Source organism: Pseudomonas sp. B21-021 (genome assembly GCF_024749205.1).
Classification (GTDB): Bacteria; Pseudomonadota; Gammaproteobacteria; order Pseudomonadales; family Pseudomonadaceae; genus Aquipseudomonas; species Aquipseudomonas paraglycinae.
Genome location: NZ_CP087192.1, coordinates 1652190 through 1669782, shown reverse-complemented (window position 1 = coordinate 1669782; position 17593 = coordinate 1652190). Strand labels below are relative to the sequence as shown.

20 protein-coding genes are annotated in these 17593 nt (G+C 61.0%); 12 read left to right on the top strand and 8 right to left on the bottom strand.

All coding sequences use genetic code 11. The features are described 5' to 3' along the window. Positions 1-5 precede the first annotated feature (5 nt). Complete coding sequence (locus LOY31_RS07500; protein ID WP_085605682.1) at positions 6-1367, top strand: HlyD family type I secretion periplasmic adaptor subunit; 1362 nt, start codon at positions 6-8, stop codon at positions 1365-1367. Between the two features lie 152 nt (positions 1368-1519). Here LOY31_RS07500 and LOY31_RS07495 read toward each other — a convergent pair whose 3' ends face one another. Together LOY31_RS07495 and LOY31_RS07490 are read right to left on the bottom strand one after the other, a co-directional pair. Beyond that, positions 1520-2113, bottom strand: a complete 594-nt coding sequence (locus LOY31_RS07495) for a tRNA-uridine aminocarboxypropyltransferase (RefSeq protein ID WP_127797250.1) — start codon at positions 2111-2113, stop codon at positions 1520-1522. A 4-nt stretch (positions 2114-2117) separates the two neighbouring features. Further along, the gene (locus LOY31_RS07490; protein WP_007956593.1) at positions 2118-3011 is read right to left on the bottom strand and encodes a LysR family transcriptional regulator; all 894 of its coding nucleotides are present in this window, start codon (positions 3009-3011) and stop codon (positions 2118-2120) included. Between the two features lie 328 nt (positions 3012-3339). On the opposite strand from LOY31_RS07490, the gene speB reads away from it, so the two are divergent. The 6 genes from speB (at position 3340) to LOY31_RS07460 (ending at position 8930) form a co-directional block, all read left to right on the top strand. Beyond that, complete coding sequence (speB, locus tag LOY31_RS07485; RefSeq protein ID WP_003222717.1) at positions 3340-4290, top strand: agmatinase; 951 nt, start codon at positions 3340-3342, stop codon at positions 4288-4290. 10 nt (positions 4291-4300) lie between these two features. Further along, the gene (locus LOY31_RS07480; RefSeq protein ID WP_221533370.1) at positions 4301-4723 is read left to right on the top strand and encodes a nuclear transport factor 2 family protein; all 423 of its coding nucleotides are present in this window, start codon (positions 4301-4303) and stop codon (positions 4721-4723) included. 55 nt (positions 4724-4778) lie between these two features. After that, positions 4779-6290: a cytosine permease gene (locus LOY31_RS07475; RefSeq protein WP_007956582.1), complete on the top strand. Its 1512-nt coding sequence runs from the start codon at positions 4779-4781 to the stop codon at positions 6288-6290. Between the two features lie 158 nt (positions 6291-6448). After that, on the top strand, positions 6449-7828 hold the full coding sequence (locus LOY31_RS07470) for a sodium:solute symporter (RefSeq protein WP_221533371.1): 1380 nt from the start codon (positions 6449-6451) through the stop codon (positions 7826-7828). A gap of 84 nt (positions 7829-7912) precedes the next feature. Then, positions 7913-8638 (top strand): MBL fold metallo-hydrolase, encoded by a 726-nt coding sequence (locus LOY31_RS07465; RefSeq protein WP_221533372.1) that lies wholly within the window; start codon positions 7913-7915, stop codon positions 8636-8638. A gap of 43 nt (positions 8639-8681) precedes the next feature. Further along, a complete protein-coding gene (locus LOY31_RS07460) occupies positions 8682-8930 on the top strand; it encodes a hypothetical protein (RefSeq protein ID WP_007956577.1) in 249 nt (82 codons plus the stop codon). A gap of 94 nt (positions 8931-9024) precedes the next feature. Here LOY31_RS07460 and LOY31_RS07455 read toward each other — a convergent pair whose 3' ends face one another. Both LOY31_RS07455 and ptrR read right to left on the bottom strand, forming a co-directional pair. Beyond that, a complete protein-coding gene (locus LOY31_RS07455) occupies positions 9025-9153 on the bottom strand; it encodes a PA1414 family protein (RefSeq protein ID WP_003184145.1) in 129 nt (42 codons plus the stop codon). Positions 9154-9295: 142 nt separating this feature from the next. Then, the gene (gene ptrR, locus LOY31_RS07450; RefSeq protein ID WP_007956575.1) at positions 9296-10189 is read right to left on the bottom strand and encodes a putrescine utilization regulator PtrR; all 894 of its coding nucleotides are present in this window, start codon (positions 10187-10189) and stop codon (positions 9296-9298) included. A 104-nt stretch (positions 10190-10293) separates the two neighbouring features. On the opposite strand from ptrR, the gene LOY31_RS07445 reads away from it, so the two are divergent. Continuing rightward, entirely contained in the window at positions 10294-11475 is a 1182-nt protein-coding gene (locus tag LOY31_RS07445) for an MFS transporter (protein ID WP_221533373.1), read from the top strand. Here LOY31_RS07445 and LOY31_RS07440 read toward each other — a convergent pair. From LOY31_RS07440 to LOY31_RS07430, 3 genes are all read right to left on the bottom strand, one after another. Then, positions 11420-12352 carry a DMT family transporter gene (locus tag LOY31_RS07440; RefSeq protein WP_221533374.1) on the bottom strand — a complete coding sequence of 311 codons (933 nt, stop codon included), beginning with the start codon at positions 12350-12352 and terminating at the stop codon, positions 11420-11422. The genes LOY31_RS07445 and LOY31_RS07440 overlap by 56 nt on opposite strands. A gap of 163 nt (positions 12353-12515) precedes the next feature. Further along, positions 12516-12905 carry a DUF2177 family protein gene (locus tag LOY31_RS07435; protein ID WP_085605668.1) on the bottom strand — a complete coding sequence of 130 codons (390 nt, stop codon included), beginning with the start codon at positions 12903-12905 and terminating at the stop codon, positions 12516-12518. A 45-nt stretch (positions 12906-12950) separates the two neighbouring features. After that, complete coding sequence (locus tag LOY31_RS07430) at positions 12951-13787, bottom strand: S1 RNA-binding domain-containing protein (protein WP_127797242.1); 837 nt, start codon at positions 13785-13787, stop codon at positions 12951-12953. Between the two features lie 351 nt (positions 13788-14138). On the opposite strand from LOY31_RS07430, the gene LOY31_RS07425 reads away from it, so the two are divergent. The 3 genes from LOY31_RS07425 (at position 14139) to LOY31_RS07415 (ending at position 16208) form a co-directional block, all read left to right on the top strand. Further along, entirely contained in the window at positions 14139-14327 is a 189-nt protein-coding gene (locus tag LOY31_RS07425; protein WP_016985943.1) for a hypothetical protein, read from the top strand. 217 nt (positions 14328-14544) lie between these two features. After that, positions 14545-15261 (top strand): TorF family putative porin, encoded by a 717-nt coding sequence (locus LOY31_RS07420; protein WP_007956569.1) that lies wholly within the window; start codon positions 14545-14547, stop codon positions 15259-15261. 77 nt (positions 15262-15338) lie between these two features. Beyond that, positions 15339-16208, top strand: a complete 870-nt coding sequence (locus LOY31_RS07415; RefSeq protein ID WP_258713053.1) for a DUF6279 family lipoprotein — start codon at positions 15339-15341, stop codon at positions 16206-16208. A gap of 59 nt (positions 16209-16267) precedes the next feature. On the opposite strand, the gene LOY31_RS07410 is transcribed toward LOY31_RS07415, so the two are convergent. After that, the gene (locus LOY31_RS07410; protein ID WP_102686001.1) at positions 16268-16660 is read right to left on the bottom strand and encodes a transcriptional regulator; all 393 of its coding nucleotides are present in this window, start codon (positions 16658-16660) and stop codon (positions 16268-16270) included. Between the two features lie 177 nt (positions 16661-16837). Between LOY31_RS07410 and LOY31_RS07405 the strand changes: the two genes are divergently transcribed. Beyond that, on the top strand, positions 16838-17572 hold the full coding sequence (locus LOY31_RS07405) for a thioredoxin family protein (RefSeq protein ID WP_221533376.1): 735 nt from the start codon (positions 16838-16840) through the stop codon (positions 17570-17572). Positions 17573-17593: the final 21 nt, after the last annotated feature.

Genomic DNA, 17593 nt, shown 5'->3' with positions numbered 1-17593 from the left:
GCCCCATGTCTGCTTCCTCCTCTTCAAAACCGCGCGGCTACTTCGACAGTTTCGGTAAAAGCGCCGAAGCCGAATTCATGCCGGAAACCGCCGGCGCCTCGTTGCAGGATTCGCCGCGCTGGTCGCGCATCACCGTGTGGCTGGCGGCGGCGCTGCTGATCAGCGCGCTGGTCTGGGCCAAGTTCGCCGTGCTTCAGGAAGTGACCATGGGCGAAGGCAAGGCGATTCCGTCGAGCAAGGTTCAGGTGATCCAGAACCTCGAAGGCGGGATCGTCACCGAGATCTTCGTGCGTGAAGGGCAAATGGTCAGCAAGGGCGACACCTTGCTGCGTCTGGATGACACGCGGTTTCTGTCGAACAAGGGTGAGAGCGAGGCTGATCGTTATGCGCTGACCGCGCAGGTCGAACGCTTGTCCGCCGAAGCCGAAGGCCGGCCGTTCAAGCTCTCGGACGAGGTGATCGCCAAGGCCCCGCAAGTCGCCGAGGACGAGCGCTCGCTGTACGAGCAGCGGCAACGGCGACTGGCCAGCGAGCAACGCACCCTCAGCGAACAGCTGCGGCAGAAGGCACAGGAGCTGGCGGAGTTTCGGTCGAAACAGGGGCAATACAGTTCGAGCCTGGCGCTGCTGCAACAGGAAATGAACATGTCGGAACCGCTGGTGAAAACCGGCGCGGTATCGCCTGTGGAGATCCTCCGTCTACGCCGTAGCGCAGTGGAAATTCGTGGCTCGTTGAATGCCACGACGCTCGCCATTCCCCGGGCCGAATCGGCGATCAACGAGATCAAGAGCAAGATCGACGAATCGGAACAGACCTTCCGCTCCGAAGCGGCCAAAGAGCTGAACGAGAAACGCACCGACCTGTCGAAAATCACCGCGTCGAGCATCGCCATCGACGACCGCGTCAGCCGCACCACTGTGACTTCGCCGGTGCGCGGGGTGATCAAGCAGATGAAGGTCAACACCATCGGCGGCGTGGTGCAGCCGGGCAGCGACATGGTGGAAATCGTGCCGCTGGAAGACAACCTGTTGATCGAAGCCAAGGTCCGGCCGCAGGACGTGGCGTTCCTGCATCCGGGTCAGAAAGCCATGGTCAAGTTCAGCGCCTACGACTACACGATCTACGGCGGACTCAGCGCCAAGCTTGAGCTGATCGGCGCCGACACCATCACCGACGACAAGGGCAACAGCTTCTACCTGATCCAGGTGCGAACCGACAAAAACCATTTGGGCGGGGATGTGAAACCGTTGCTGATCATTCCGGGGATGGTGGCGACGGTGGACATCATTACCGGGGAGAAAAGCGTGCTGGATTACCTGCTCAAACCGGTGCTGAAGGCCCGGACCGAGGCGATGCGCGAGCGCTAGTGATTGATCGCTCTCACGTTGATCGTTCCCACGCTCTGCGTGGGAATGCATCCAGTGACGCTCTGCGTCACCGTCGCGAAGGGACGCGGAGCGTCCCGGGCGGCATTCCCACGCGGAGCGTGGGAACGATCAGGCGATCAGTATCAGTCCGATCAGCCTCCGTGATTCTTCTGGAAAGTCTCTTCCCCCATCGCCGCAATCTGCCCTTCAATCAACGCCTCGAACGGCTTGAGCAACGGCTCGAAAGAGACCGGCGCTTCCAGCGTCTGCAACGCCTGAACAATCGCCTCGATCGTCGACAACGCCCCCGGCCCCGGTGCCTTGCGCAGCCGATACCGGGAAACCCCACCCTCGGCCAAAGTCACTCGTGGCAACGCCGCCAGCAGCGGATTGAGGTGCAGCATCTTGCGCGCCTTGCGCCACGTGCCATCCGGCACCACCAGCAACAGCGGCTCATCCGATGCGGCGTAAGCCTGCATCGGCTGCGCATCCTCCGCCGGAAACAGCAAACGCGCCCGATACCCCGGTCGGTTCAGCAGCGCGGGCAGATCCTCGAACACTTCACCGACGATCAGCTCGGCATTGTTCAAACCGAGCGCCGCCAGCCGTGCCGTGTTGAGCGCATGATTGACCTCGCTCGGGTGCTGCAACAGCAACACCCGGGTGCGGCTGTCGAGGCTGGGGATCAGCGGGCAAAGGCAGTGGGTTTGTGGGCGCAGGCAGCGCGGGCATTGGGGTCTGGACATTGTCTTATGCCTGATTGAGCTGCGCTTTGAGCAGGTCGCGGAAAGTCTGGATCAGCGGCTCGCGGCTGCGGCCACGGCGCATGATCATGGAAAACGGCGCCTGATAACCGAAGGTCGCCGGCAGCAGCACCCGCAAATCGCCCTTGTCGGCCCAGGCCTGGGCGTAGTGCTCCGGCAGGTAACCGATGTAGGCGCCGGACAGCACCAGAATCAGCTGCGCTTCCATACTTTCCACGGTCGCAGCGCTGTGCTTGAAACCGTGACGCGCCAGTTCGGCCTGGCTCCAGTAACCGCGTCCGACCATGCGTTGCTGGGTGATGACCTGCTCGGGAATCCGCCGTTCGTTGAACAACGGGTGACGGCTGCTGCAATACAGCCAGTGCTGCTCGCGGTACAGCGGCATGTACACCAGACCGCTCATGCGCGTGGAGAACGCGCCAATGGCCAGATCGAGTCGGTTGTCCTGCACGCCGAGTTGCAGTTCATACGGGCTCATCACCGACAAATGCAAATGCACCGCCGGATGTTCCTGGCTGTAGGCGCCGATGGCTTCGGCGAACGGCAGGGCCTTGTCGCTGACTGTGGAGTCGATCACCCCAAGGTTGAGCGTGCCACGCAGTTCACCCTTGAGTGCTGCGGCGTATTGCTCGAAGCCTTCGAGCTCGGCCAGCAGGCGCAGGGTTTCCTGATGGAACAGCTCGCCCTTGCTGGTCAGGCTGAAACCACCGCGCCCGCGATGGCACAGCACCAGACCCAGCGCGGCTTCGAGCTGGCTCATGTAGGTGCTGATCGCCGAGGTCGACAGGTTGAGTTCCTGCTGCGCGTTGGCAAACCCCTGATGGCGCACGACGCTGACGAAGATGCGCAAAAGTTTCAGGTCGGGTAAAGCGTTGGCCATGTCTACTCCAAGGATCGTTCCCCATAGATCGTTCCCACGCTCTGCGTGGGAATGCCGCCTTGGACGCTCTGCGTCCGCTTCACGGCTGTGACGCGGAGCGTCACGGGATGCATTCCCACGCGGACGGTTCGACGCCTCGACGTGGGAACGATCAGCGAGAAGTCTATCCATCTCCCTCTCATTAGTTTAGAAATTTCTGAACTAAGTATTTGCCCGTAGCGATTCTTCCGCCGCACTACATTTCGCAGAATCGGCCCACAGCGGTGCCCGTGACCTTGCGAATACGGTGCGCCGACATAAATAAAACAAAGACGATGAGGCCCTACCCGTGGACAAGATTCTTCACCAACCACTGGGCGGCAACGAAATGCCGCGCTTCGGCGGCATCGCCACCATGCTCCGACTCCCCCATGTACCGACCGCTGCCGGCCTGGACGCTGCCTTCGTTGGCGTGCCACTGGACATCGGTACTTCGCTGCGCCCCGGCACCCGCTTCGGGCCGCGCGACATCCGCACCGAATCGGTAATGATCCGCCCGTACAACATGGCCACCGGCGCTGCGCCGTTCGACTCGCTGTCGGTTGCCGACATCGGTGACGTGGCGATCAACACCTTCAACCTGCTCGACGCCGTGCGCATCATCGAAGAAGCCTACGACAACATCCTCGAGCACAACGTGATCCCGATGACCCTGGGTGGCGACCACACCATCACCCTGCCGATCCTGCGTGCGATCCACAAAAAGCACGGCAAGGTCGGTCTGGTGCACATCGATGCCCACGCTGACGTCAACGATCACATGTTCGGCGAGAAGATCGCCCACGGTACGACCTTCCGTCGCGCCGTCGAAGAAGGTCTCCTGGACTGCGACCGCGTGGTGCAGATTGGCCTGCGTGCGCAGGGTTACACCGCTGACGACTTCAACTGGAGCCGCGATCAGGGCTTCCGCGTGGTGCAGGCCGAAGAGTGCTGGCACAAGTCGCTGGCACCGCTGATGGCCGAAGTGCGCGAGAAAGTCGGTGGCGGCCCGGTGTACCTGAGTTTTGACATCGACGGCATCGACCCGGCCTGGGCGCCAGGCACCGGCACCCCGGAAATCGGTGGTCTGACGACCATTCAGGCGATTGAAATCGTTCGCGGCTGCCAGGGCCTCGACCTGATCGGCTGCGATCTGGTAGAAGTCTCGCCCGCTTATGACACCACCGGCAACACCTCGCTGCTGGCCGCCAATCTGCTGTACGAAATGCTCTGCGTACTGCCAGGCGTGGTCCACCGCTGAGGGTCGGGTCATGAACGAACGTGATGAGGTTCTGAAAGCGGCCGCCGATCTGGTGTCCGCCTTCGCCCGCAACGATCGCGAAGCCTACTTCGGTGCATTCAGCAGCGACGCGAGCTTCGTGTTCTACACCCTCGAACAGCCCCTGCTGTCGCGCGATGCCTATCAGGCGTTGTGGGACAGCTGGCGCGCCGAGGATGGCTTCGAGGTGCTGTCCTGCACCTCGAGCAACGCCTTCGTCAGCCTGCAGGGTGACGTGGCGATTTTCATCCATGACGTGGCCACCGAGCTGCGCATGCAAGGGGAGCAACACTTCAGCCAGGAGCGCGAGACGATTGTTTTCAGAAAACAAGCGTCGAGCCTAGAACAACAAGGCCATTGGCTGGCCTGCCACGAACATTTGTCCGCAATGCCGGAAGGGCTGCCATCCCCTTAGCCAAGACAGGTGACGCTCACGCACGATGAGCGCGCCTTTATGATCGGAGCAGATCATGAATAACAACAACAAAGACCAAAGCCTTACGCAGATTGAAACCCACGGGGTCGAACAGATCCCGGACAACGAACGCACCGCCGGTCCCGTGGATTTGTTCCGCATGATCTTTGGCGGCGCGAACACCTTTGCCACCGCCGTACTCGGCAGTTTCCCGGTGCTGTTCGGCCTGTCCTTTCAGGCGGGCGTCTGGGCGATTGTCTCGGGCGTGCTGCTTGGCTCGCTGATCCTTGCACCGATGGGCCTGTTCGGCCCGCTCAACGGCACCAACAATGCCGTGTCGTCCGGTGCACACTTCGGCGTGCACGGGCGGATCGTCGGTTCGTTCCTGTCGCTGCTGACCGCCATCGCCTTCTTCTCGCTCTCGGTGTGGAGTTCGGGAGATGCGTTGATCGGTGGTGCGAAACGCCTGATCGGCCTGCCGGAAACCGACCTGACCCTGGGCCTGGCCTACGGTCTGTTCGCAATTCTGGTGCTGACCGTGTGCATCTACGGCTTCCGCTTCCTGCTGTGGGTGAACAAGGTCGCGGTGTGGAGCGCAAGCCTGCTGTTCCTGCTGGGCATCTTCGCTTTCGCCGGTCCTTTCGATTCGCACTACGCCGGTACTGTCAGCCTCGGCCAGCCGGGCTTCTGGGCCGCGTTCATCGGCGCCGCGCTGGTGGCCATGAGCAACCCTATTTCCTTCGGCGCGTTCCTCGGCGACTGGGCCCGCTATATCCCGCGTGAAACCTCGCGTCAGCGGATCATGGCGGCGGTGGTGCTCTCGCAGATCGCCACCTTCATCCCGTTCCTGTTCGGCCTGACCACCGCGACCATCGTGGCGATCCAGGCACCGGACTACATCGCAGCCAACAACTACGTCGGCGGTCTGCTGGCGGTGTCGCCGAGCTGGTTCTTCCTGCCGGTGTGCCTGATTGCAGTGATTGGCGGCATGTCCACCGGCACCACCTCGCTGTATGGCACCGGGCTGGACATGTCGAGCGTGTTCCCTCGCCTGCTGTCGCGAGTGAAGGCGACGCTGCTGATCGGCGTGCTGTCGATTGCCTTCATCTTCATCGGGCGCTTCGCGGCGAACCTGGTACAGAGCGTGTCGACCTTCGCCGTGCTGATCATCACCTGCACCACTCCGTGGATGGTGATCATGATCATCGGCCTGGTGGTGCGTCGCGGCTTCTACTGCCCGGACGACCTGCAAGTGTTCACTCGCGGCGAACAAGGCGGACGCTACTGGTTCAGCCACGGCTGGAACTGGCGCGGCCTGGGCGCGTGGATCCCGAGCGCAGCGGTCGGCCTGTGCTTCGTCAACCTGCCGGGGCAGTTCGTTGGTCCACTCGGTGAGTTGGCCGGCGGCATCGACATCAGCCTGCTGGTGACCCTCGGTCTGGCCTCGGTGATGTACCTGATGCTGCTGAGCCTGTTCCCGGAACCGGCGCTGGTCTACGGCCCGAAGGATCCCCGGAGCAAAGGCGCGCATGCGCCGGCTGAAGCGGCGCTGCGTCAGGCCGCCTGATTAACCCTGTGGGAGCGGGCTTGCCCGCGAATGCGATCTGTCAGTCACATCACTTTTGAATGTGCCGACGCCTTCGCGAGCAAGCCCGCTCCCACAAGGGCAGCCTCATAGAACCAATTTTGTTTCACCATAAAAAAGACAATCGGAGACACGCCATCATGGCTTTGGATTTATTCGTCGTCCTCATCTACGCCGCCGGCATGCTCTTGCTCGGCTACTTTGGCATGCGCAAGGCCAAGACCAACGAGGACTTCCTGGTCGCCGGGCGTAACCTCGGCCCGAGCCTGTACATGGGCACCATGGCCGCGACCGTTCTCGGTGGCGCGTCCACCGTCGGCACCGTCCGCCTCGGCTACGTGCACGGCATTTCCGGTTTCTGGCTGTGCGCGGCACTGGGTTGCGGCATCGTCGCGCTGAACCTGTTCCTGGCCAAGCCGCTGCTGAAACTGAAGATCTACACCGTTACCCAGGTCCTGGAAAAACGCTACAACCCGATGGCCCGCTCGGCGAGCGCGGCGATCATGCTGGCCTACGCACTGATGATCGGCGTGACCTCGATCCTCGCCATCGGCACCGTGCTGCAAGTGCTGTTCGGCCTGCCGTTCTGGATCTCGGTACTGCTCGGCGGTGGCGTGGTCGTGGTGTACTCGGCCATCGGCGGCATGTGGTCGCTGACCCTGACCGACATCGTCCAGTTCATCATCAAGACCGTCGGCCTGATGTTCATCCTGTTGCCAATCTGCCTGTACCGCGTTGGCGGCTGGGACGAGCTGGTGCTGAAACTGCCGGCCACCGCCTTCAGCTTCACCACCATCGGCTGGGACACGATCATCACCTACTTCATGATCTACTTCTTCGGCATCCTGATCGGTCAGGACATCTGGCAACGGGTGTTCACCGTCAAGAACGAAAAAGTCGCTCAGTACGCCGGTAGCTTCGCGGGCATCTACTGCATCCTCTACGGCCTGGCCTGCGCCCTGATCGGCATGGCGGCGCACGTACTGATCCCGGATCTGGACAACGTCAACAATGCCTTCGCCGCGATCGTCAAACTGTCGCTGCCGGACGGTATCCGTGGTCTGGTGATCGCCGCTGCCTTGGCCGCGATGATGTCCACCGCCAGCGCCGGCCTGCTCGCCGCCGCCACCACCCTGACCGAAGACCTCCTGCCGAAACTGCGTGGCGGCAAACAGTCGAGCCTGGGTGTGAACCGTCTGTTCACCCTGCTGACCGGCATCGTGGTGCTGGGCATCGCGCTGGTGGTCAACGACGTGATCAGCGCCCTGACCCTCGCTTACAACCTGTTGGTGGGCGGCATGCTGATCCCGCTGATCGGTGCGATCTTCTGGAAACGCGCGACCACTGCCGGCGCCATCGCCAGCATGGGCCTGGGTTTCGCCACCGCCCTGCTGTTCATGTTCAAGGATGGTCTGGATGCCAACACGCCGATCTACTACAGCCTGGCTGTGGGTCTGGTGAGCTTTGTGGTGGTCAGCCTGATTTCCCGTCGCCCAAACGTGGTGGCCAGCGCGATCTAAGCTGAACACAACGACTTGATGCTTTCTTCGGCGGGTGTGGCGTCGGTTGCCACACCCGTTTTTTTCGTCTCAAGGAAAGTGCTTATGAAGATTGTTTCTCGCGATCAGTGGTTCGAAGTGCAAACCCTGAGCGACGGCATTCGGCTGATTCACGAGCCGTTCATCCGCCCGTTCTACCGCTGCAACCTGTGGCACGTTCAGGGGCGGGACAAGGATCTGCTGCTCGACAGCGGTTCCGGGCTGGTGAGTCTGCGCGAGCAACTGCCGTGGCTGACCGAACGGCCGCTGGTGGCGGTGGCCAGTCATTGCCATTTCGACCACATCGCCGGGCATCACGAATTTGCCGAACGGCTGGTCCATCCCGCCGAGGCGGACATTCTGGCAGCGCCGGATGGCGAGAACGATCTGAGCCGGGCCTTCGTCGGCGACGACATGTTCGAAGCGCACCCGGATTGCCCGTTGTGCTACGCCGAATACCGGGTCAAGGCGGCGCCGGCCACCGGGTTTGTCGAGGATGGCGATGTGCTGGACCTGGGCAATCGCACGTTGCAGGTGCTGCACACGCCGGGGCATTCACCGGGCGGGATCAGCCTCTACGAAGCGGCCACGGAGACACTGTTCAGCGGCGACATCATTTACGACGGGCCGTTGATCGAAGACGCCTACCATTCCAACCTCGATGATTACGCCGCCAGCCTGCGCCGTTTGCAGGGGTTGAAGATCCGCACGGTGCATGGCGGGCACTTCGGCAGTTTTTCCGGAGAGCATCTGCGCGGGATGATTGACGAATGGTTGCGCCGGCACGCCTGAGGCCTGCTGTACTTCAGTCAGACTAACAACACAAAGATCTGCCATGAGAAGAGCTGCCGTGCGTGCTGCCGTGCACCGGTTCATCCTGCGCCTGCTGGAAAATCGTGAATTCGACGACAACACCAGCCTCGCGCAACTGGGGCTGGAAAAAGCGGATATCGAGGATCTGATCTTCCATCTGGAAGATGAATTCGGACTGACGGCCTTCACCGCCGAAGAGGACCGGATGCTCAAGACCGCGAAAACCGCGAATGACCTGAGCCGGTTTCTGATGGAAATCGGGCGTCACTGAAAACAAAAGATCGCACCCGGCCGCCACTCCAATGGAGTGACGGCCGGGTGCGATCTTTTGTCGTTTAAATCCTTTGATCCTTCAAAGCGGGGCATTACCGCCGACGTGGCTGACGCCGACGCTGTTCGTCATCGGTGCGAATCGGGACCGGTTGCAGAGGCGGTTCGATCAAGCCGAGGGCAACACCCAAATCGTGCAGCCAGTTTTGAATTTTCTCTTTCATCGTCATGCCCCCTTCAGGGTGGTGCTGAGCGTCCGGAATTCTGAGGCCGCTTCGCACTGATAATAGTCCGAAGTCCTACGCAATGCTCGGCCAAATCCGCAATGATCTGTTACTGAATTGATCCAAATCCCTGACCGTTCGTTCAAGCCGTTTCCCGCACGTCTTCGCCAGCCACGGGATAGAGCGCCTGCTGCTGTTCGATCCACGCATTGAGGTTGGCGCCGACCATGCCCCGGCGCCACATGAGCCATGTTGTCGCACTGGCAAAAGGCTCGGCCAGCGGGTGCACCGCCACGCTTTCGCGCCCCGGCAGGCTGGCGAGCATCGACTCCGACATCAGCGCCACGCCGCTGCCGGCAATCACGCAGGCGAGCATGCCCTGATAGGACTCGATCTCCATCGCCCGACCCATCGCCGCCTGATAATGCGCGAACCACGCTTCCAGCCGCGCGCGATAGGCGCAGCCATGGCGAAAGGTGAATACCGCCCGCCCTTCGACATCCCTGGCGCTGCGTATCGGCGGGTGATCGGCCTCGCTGATCAGCACCAGCCGTTCGTTGCACAGCGGCACACCATCGATCCCGGCCAGTTGCGGCGGGCCGTCCACCAGCGCGGCGTCGAGGCGACCGGTGAGCAGGCCTTCGAGCAATTCACCGCTGGGCCCGGACTGCACCTGAAGATTCACCGCTGGATATTGCTTGTGATAGCGCGCCAGCAGCGCCGGCAAATGGATCGCCGCCGTGCTGTACAGCGTACCGAGCACGAAATCCCCCGCCGGTTGCCCGCCCATCACCGCTGCACTGGCCTGATCGCGCAGGGCGAACAGTTTGCCGGTGTAGTCCAGCAGGACTTTTCCCGCAGGCGACAACTGCAAACGCTGACGCTCACGGACGAACAGTTCGACACCCAGTTGCTCCTCCAGCTGTTTGAGCCGGGTCGACAGGTTCGACGGCACGCGGTGCAAACGTTCGGCGGCGCGGGTAATCGAGCCCTCCTCCGCCACGGCCTGGAAGATCCGCAATTGGCTGAACTCCACAACCTTTCTCCTGAACTGAACAAGTTACTCACTATTATTCAATTTTAAAGAAAGTCAATCAGTCCTAGCCTGACGGTCACTGAACCTCCAACGGAATCCAGACCATGTCGCCGCTGATTCGCTTATCCGCCTGTTTCATTGCCCTGATGATGGCCATGGGCATCGGGCGTTTCGCCCTCACCCCGCAACTGCCGCACCTGCTCAGCGAAGGGCAGATCGACCTGACGGCCGCCGGTCTGATTGCGGCAGCCAACTACCTCGGTTACCTGCTCGGCGCGGTGGATGCGATGTTTTCCCGTCGGCCCAATCAGGTGCAGCGGCGCCTGCATGGCGGTCTGTGGTTGTGTGTGTTGCTGACGCTGGCGTCGTTCTGGGCCAACGGGTTCTGGTCGCACCTGTTGCTGCGTTTCGGCACCGGTGTGGCGAGTGCCTGGGTGCTGGTGATGATTACTGCGCTGAGTCAGCCGCTGGCTGCGGCGGCGGGTCGTCCACGTCTGGGAGCGCTGGTGTTTGCCGGGCCGGGGCTGGGGATTTTTCTGACTGGGCTGTTGGCGCTGTTCTCACATCTGGCGCAGCAGACTTCCGCCACCCTGTGGCTGATTTACGCCGCCGTGGCGCTGGTGATGTTGCTGGGAATCGTGCGGATCCTGCCGCAACCGGGCGTCGGTGTGCCGGCCGCACCGACTGCGGCAAGTTCATCGAATCGTGGCATTGGGCGTTTGGCGGTGGTGTATGCCTTGTATGGCGTGGGCTACATCATCCCGGCCACGTTCCTGTCGCAGATGGCCAACGCGCAGTTTCACGGGCAATGGCAGGCCGATCTGTTCTGGCCGTGCTTCGGCCTCGGCGCAGCGATTGGCGTGTTGCTGGTGAGTTTGCGACGGCACGATCCGGAAACCACCCGGCACTGGTTGATGGCGACGCTATGGTTGCAGGCTGCCGGGGTGTTCGCTTGCCTGTTGGGCAGCGGCCTCGGCCTGGCATTGGGCGTGATCCTGTGCGGCACGCCGTTCCTGGCCTGCATGCAATTGGTGATGCAACGCTCCCGGGAACTGGCGCCCCACGCCACCCAGCGCAACGCCGGCCTGCTCACCGCATGCTTCGCCGTCGGTCAGCTCAGCGGGCCGTTGCTGGCGGCGGTCAGCAGCCACTTCAGCGGCGGCCTGCAACCGGCGCTGGTGATCGCCGGCAGCGGCCTGCTGATTGCCGGCGGTCTGGCGTGCAAATCGGTTACGGCTGGCCGAGGGCTTTGCGCAGGCGCCGACGCACCCACTGTTCCGCGCTGACGAAAGTGATGCCGAGCAACACCAGCACCGCGCCGATGATGAAGTTCAGGCTCAGTTCTTCGCCGAGCAGCACCACGCCGAACGTGACGCCGAACAACGGCGTCATGAAGGAAAACACCGCGAGGTTGGCCGCCAGATAACGACGCAGCAGCCAGAACCAGGTCAGGTAACTGAAGAACGACACCACCAGCCCCTGGAACAACACGCTGCCCACGGCCACGACGGTCAGACTGACGTGGGTGATCTGGCCGCTGAGCAGCGCGATCAGCAACAGGCCGATGAAACCGACGATCAGCTGATAGAACAGGGTCAGGGTCACCGGCGCTTCCGACAGACGCGAGGCGCGCACCACCACGGTGGTCGCGCCCCAACTGGCACCGGCCAGCACGCCGAGGGCATCGCCCATCAACATCCGGCGGTCGAGGTTGTCCCACGACACGCCGCCGGCAAACGCCACGGCAATCCCGACGAACGCGAGGAAAATCCCCAGCCATTGCACCGGCCGCAGACGCTCGCTCGGCAACAGAAAATGCACGCCCAGCGCGGTGAAGATCGGCGCGGTGTAGAGGAACACCGACATGTGCGCCGCCGTGGTCAACTGCAAGCCTTCGGAGATGAACAGGAACTCGAGCCCGAACAAGGCACCGGCCAGCAAGCCGCCGCGCCAAGTGTTGCCGACCTGATCCCAGCCGCCCTTCCAGCAGATCAGCAGTCCTACCAGCAACGCGGAAATCCCCGACCGCCCCGCCGCCTGCATAACCGGCGCAATGTCGGTCGCCGCCCACTTGATCATCACCTGCTGCACGCCCCAGATCAGGCACAGGCCGATCATCACTTGCAGGGCAAACCCGTCGGCACTGCGCCGACTGACGCTCACCTCGACACCTCTAACACACACAACATGGCAGTTTTTCCAATGGTCAAACAAAGCCCCGGCTCTTTGTCCGGGGCGAAAAAGGATGGCAGGGATTATCAACCAGTCGGACAGAAATTGCCGCCCGGCAAAGACATGCAATTGCCCTGTTGCGTCATGCCTGCCGTCAGCTTCGGCGAGCGGCCCAAAACCCGACCGTACAGGCCAGCGCCGTGGCAAATGTCCCCCAGGCCCAATCCATCAGCGACACCTGCGCCGACCAGCCACGCAATGTCGCCCAATTGGTCAGGTCATAAGTGCCATAAGCGACCAGCCCGAGCAGTGCGCCCATGCGGGCGGCGCGTTGCCAGGTCAGCGACGGCAGCACCACAAACACCACGCAGCCGAAAACGTACAGGCAATAAAAAACCGCTGCTGGCACCAGCAACGGTTTTTCGAGCATCAGCGAACCGAGCAGTTCGCGATAGGTCGGCGCCATCAGCACGCCGAGCCAGAGCCCGTCGAGCAGAAGAAACGTCAGCAGCGTAGCGACGTAGGCAATCAGTGCTTTTTTCATCTGCCCGACCTCGAGTGAGCCCATGCAACATGGGCCACGTCAGGCTCAGGTTAGTTCAATGCGATCGGCGTGAATGACGATCTTGCCTTCCTTGTACAACGAACCGATGGCCTTCTTGAAGTTGCCCTTGCTGACACCGAACAGGCTGCTGATCAGTGCCGGATCGCTCTTGTCGCTGACCGCCAGAGTGCCATCGTTTTCGCGCAACTTGGCGAGGATCTTCGAGTTCAGGCTGCTGGCCGCTTCCTGCCCCACCGGTTGCAGGCTCAGGCTGATCTTGCCGTCGGCGCGCACTTCCTTGATGAAGCCTTTCTCGCGCATGCCGGAACGCATGAACTTGAAGATTTCATTCTTGTGAATCAGACCCCAGTGCTTGTTGTTGATGACGGCCTTGAAACCCATGTCGGTGGATTCGGCCACCAGCAGATCAACTTCCTGGCCCACGCTGTAGTTGGCCGGGGTCTTGTCCAGATAACGATCCAGGCGCGCGGTCGCGGTGATGCGGCGGGTGTGCTTGTCGAGGTAGACGTGCACCACGCAGTACTCGCCGGCGGTCATCTGGCGCTTTTCTTCGGAGTAAGGCAGCAGCAGATCCTTCGGCAGGCCCCAGTCGAGGAACACGCCGATGCTGTTGACTTCAACAACTTTCAAACTGGCAAATTCACCGACCTGAACTTTTGGTTTTTCAGTGGTGGCAATAAGTTTGTCGTCACTGTCCAGATAAATGAAAACATTGAGCCAGTCTTCATCTTCGCTGGGAATATCTTTAGGGATATAACGGTTGGGCAAAAGAATTTCGCCGTCGGCACCGCCGTCCAGATATAAACCGAAGTTAGTGTGTTTAACCACTTGCAAACTGTTGTAACGCCCGACTAAAGCCATTTCCAATACCCTCATTGCGTGGGCGGCATTCTACCCGGTTTTGCCGGATTCGTCGGTCGCCAGATCGGACGGCTGACCGAAAATCTGCGGGAGGCCTTGATTTTCCTGGATTTCGCGCCGCACGCGCGCCACTCGTCAGGCCAGCGTGACGGCTTTCGTCTGATCCCGACGCCGGCTGGCAGCCTCAAATCCAATAAATGTTGTTATTTAAAACAGCAGGTTAGCGGGATATTTCGAATAATTAATCGAGAATAATCCACCAGCGCGCTGGGTTATTCCGGGGGATATTTACCAAGCAATTGTCAAGTTATTCCTGTACGATGCCTGGCCGAGTTACTTTTCTACAGGTTAATGGCCGCCATGCGTGTAAAAGCATCCACCAGCAAAGCAAAGCCAGCTCCAGCCGTTGAAACCAGCGAATCGATCAACGATCAAATCGCGGCATTCCTCAAGTCCGGCGGCGAGATCCAGCAAATTGCCAAGGGCGTCAGCGGCCAGACGTTCGGCCCGTCCAAGCAGATCAGCCTGGGCAAGAAGTAACACCCCCGCAGCACACCTGTCCAAAGGCGCTTTGAGCTTCGAAGCGTCTGGACCGGATCCCTCGCAAGACCTCTCTTACGTTTAATCAAACATTCAAAACAGCAGAAATCGACGAACGGCCCTCAATGCCGATCATTCGCCGGTATCCTTGCACGCGTCTGGATCAAGCGTTTCAGCAGGTTTGTCGCACCTGCGCTCGCTGCTCAAGGAGTGACGCATGCTCAAATCTTCCTGTTTATTGCTTGTAGGCCTGCTGGCGAGCCCGGCGGCGCACGCGCAGATTTTTCAGCGTGAACTCGGCGACTTCGACCTCAAGCTCGGCACCACGCCCAGCCGCAGCATGGCCCAGGGGCTGGTCAAACCTTCGGCGGTCGGCTCGTTCCACGGCGGGCTGGACCTGAGTCACGACAGCGGCCTCTATGTCGGTCAGTACGCACCGAGCATGGGCCTCACGCCGGGGAAGAATCTCGAAATCGATTCCTACGTCGGCTTTAAACAACCTTTCGATCAAACCCTCGGCTACGAAGTCGGGATGATCCATTACAGCTATCCCAAGGTCGACACCCTCGACAGCCAGGAACTGTTTGGTGGCCTGACCCTGCTCGGCAGCCGGATCGGCATCGCCCTGAGCAACGATCCGGATAAACAGAACAACACCCTGTTTGCCGACCTGGGCGGCAATCAGCCGTTCGGCATCGGGATCAGCATGAAATACACCACCCATCAGCTCAACACGCCGGTCTCGGTGGACGGGGGTTATGTCAGCAGTTTTACCGATTGGTCGGTGAAATTTTCCCGGCCGTTCATGGGCATCGACCTCGACCTGATCTACAGCAATTCAAGCCTCAGCGGCAGCGATTGCTCGGCCTATTCCGGGCATAACAGTCAGTGCGACGGGCTGGTCACGCTCAAGGCCGAACGCGCGTTCTATTGATTGGCTGAACTGCCGGGGCCATCCTGCGTTCACATGAGCATCAGACCCTCAAGGCTGGCTTTCGCAAGGACTCGCCCATGTCTAGCTGGTTCAAACGCCTCGCCGTTCTACTGATCCTGACCCTCGCCCTCGGCGCCTGCAGCCGTGTCGGCTTGGCCTATCGCAATCTCGACGTGATCATTCCGTGGACGCTCAGCGACTACCTGGACATGAACGGCGAGCAGAAAGGCTGGTTCAACGAACGCCTCAGGGAACACCTGAGCTGGCACTGCACCACGCAACTGCCGGGTTATCTCGACTGGCTGGATCGCCTGCAAACCATGGTCGAGACCAATCAGGTCACCGACGCCGCGCTCCAGGCCCGCACCGAAGAAGCCAAGCAGGCGATCGCCGAAACCGCGCGGGAAATCACTCCGTCCGCGATTGAGTTGCTGCAAGGGCTGGACGACAAACAGGTCGCCGAAATGAACGACGCCTTTGCCAAAGACCTGCAAAAGCGCCAGCAGGAATACCTTAAGCCACCGCTGTCGCAGCAGATTGCCGAACGTGGCGCGCGCATGGACAAGCGTCTCAACGACTGGCTCGGCCCGTTGAGCGCCAAGCAGGAACAGCGGGTGATGGCCTGGTCGACCGCCCTGGGCGATCAGAACACCCAGTGGATCGCCAACCGCGCCCACTGGCAGAAGCAATTCAGCGCGGCGGTGGCGCAACGCAACAGTCCTGAATTCCCACAACGGATCGAGACGCTTCTGGTCAATCGCGATCGGTTATGGACAGCGGATTACCAAAAGGCCTACGCCAATACCGAGGCGCAGGCCCGTTCGCTGTTCGTCGATCTGATGGCCGACAGTACGCCGCAGCAGCGCCAGCGCCTGTTGAAAAAGATCGAGGGAGTGCGCAAGGACTTCAATGATTTGAAGTGCCTGAAGGCCGCACAAAAAAGCTGAGATCACTGCAAAACCCATGTGGGAGCGAGCACGTTCGCTCCCACATTTTGTGCAAAGCCTCAGGCGATCTGCGCCTTGGAGGCCACCTCATCGAACGTCAGCTCATCCAGCGCGTCTTCCTGATCATCCAGCACTTCGCGCGGATGATCATTGCCGGGAATGCTGCTGTCGATCAGGCTCAACAGGCTGGATCCGCGCGGGGTCAGGCTGAAGTTGTTGCCGGTGCTGCCCTCGTCTTCGCCACGGGGCTGGATGTAACCGCGCAACAGCAGCAGTTGCTCATAGTCGCAGGCAAGCGTTTTCAGGTGATCCAGATTCTCGATCGGCTGGCCCGCCGCCGCTTTTTCCGCCGCATAGTCTTCGGCGAAAGACCGTGGCGCAAAGCTGTGGCCCGCGCCGTTCTGCACTTCATGCAGCAGGCGTTCAATCAAATCCCAGTTATAAGTCGTCATCCTGATTCAACCTCCGGTGCGCGTGATTTTTTGGCGCGTTCACAGGTTGTGACCGGAGCGCTGCGCTACCGTTCAGGATTATTCGGCGCCCCGACCGACCGGCGGTCTGTCGATTTCCCGGGTGGTTGAACGACTAGTCTGAGACAGACGGTTTCAACCCCCGCAGGAGAAATCATCATGAACGTTGAGAATCATCCGGTGGTGTCGCGCGAAGAATGGCTCACCGCCCGTAAGCAGCATCTGGCCGATGAAAAGGCCTTCACCAAGGAACGCGACCGCCTCAGCGCCAAACGCCGCGCCCTGCCCTGGGTGAAGGTCGACAAGGATTACCGCTTCATGGGGCCGAACGGCGAGTTGAAACTTGCCGATCTTTTCGGCAAACACAGCCAACTCGTCGTTTACCACTTCATGTTCGCCAAGGGCTGGGAAGAGGGCTGCCCGGGCTGTTCATTCCTCAGCGATCACATTGATGGTGCTAACCAGCATCTGGCCCATCACGACATTGCGCTGGTGGCGGTGTCCCACGCACCGTTCGCCGAATTCCAGGCGTTCAAGCGGCGGATGGGCTGGACATTCGACTGGGTATCGTCGGACGGCTGCGATTTCAACTACGACTTCGGCGTGTGCGCCCGTGCAGAGGATGTCGAAGCAGGCAAGGCTACGTACAACTACGAAAAGACCGACAGCGGCGAGGAAGAAATGCCCGGGCTCAGCGTGTTTTATCGCGCCGACAACGGCGACATTTTCCACACCTACTCAACCTATGCTCGCGGCCTCGACCTGCTGGTCGGCGCCTACAACTACCTCGACCTCACGCCCAAGGGCCGGAACGAGGATGAGATCATGGAATGGGTGCGGCACCATGACCGCTACGAAGGCGCCGCAAAATCCAGTTGCTGCCATGATGGGTAGCCCGTCAGCGTGAACGGGTTC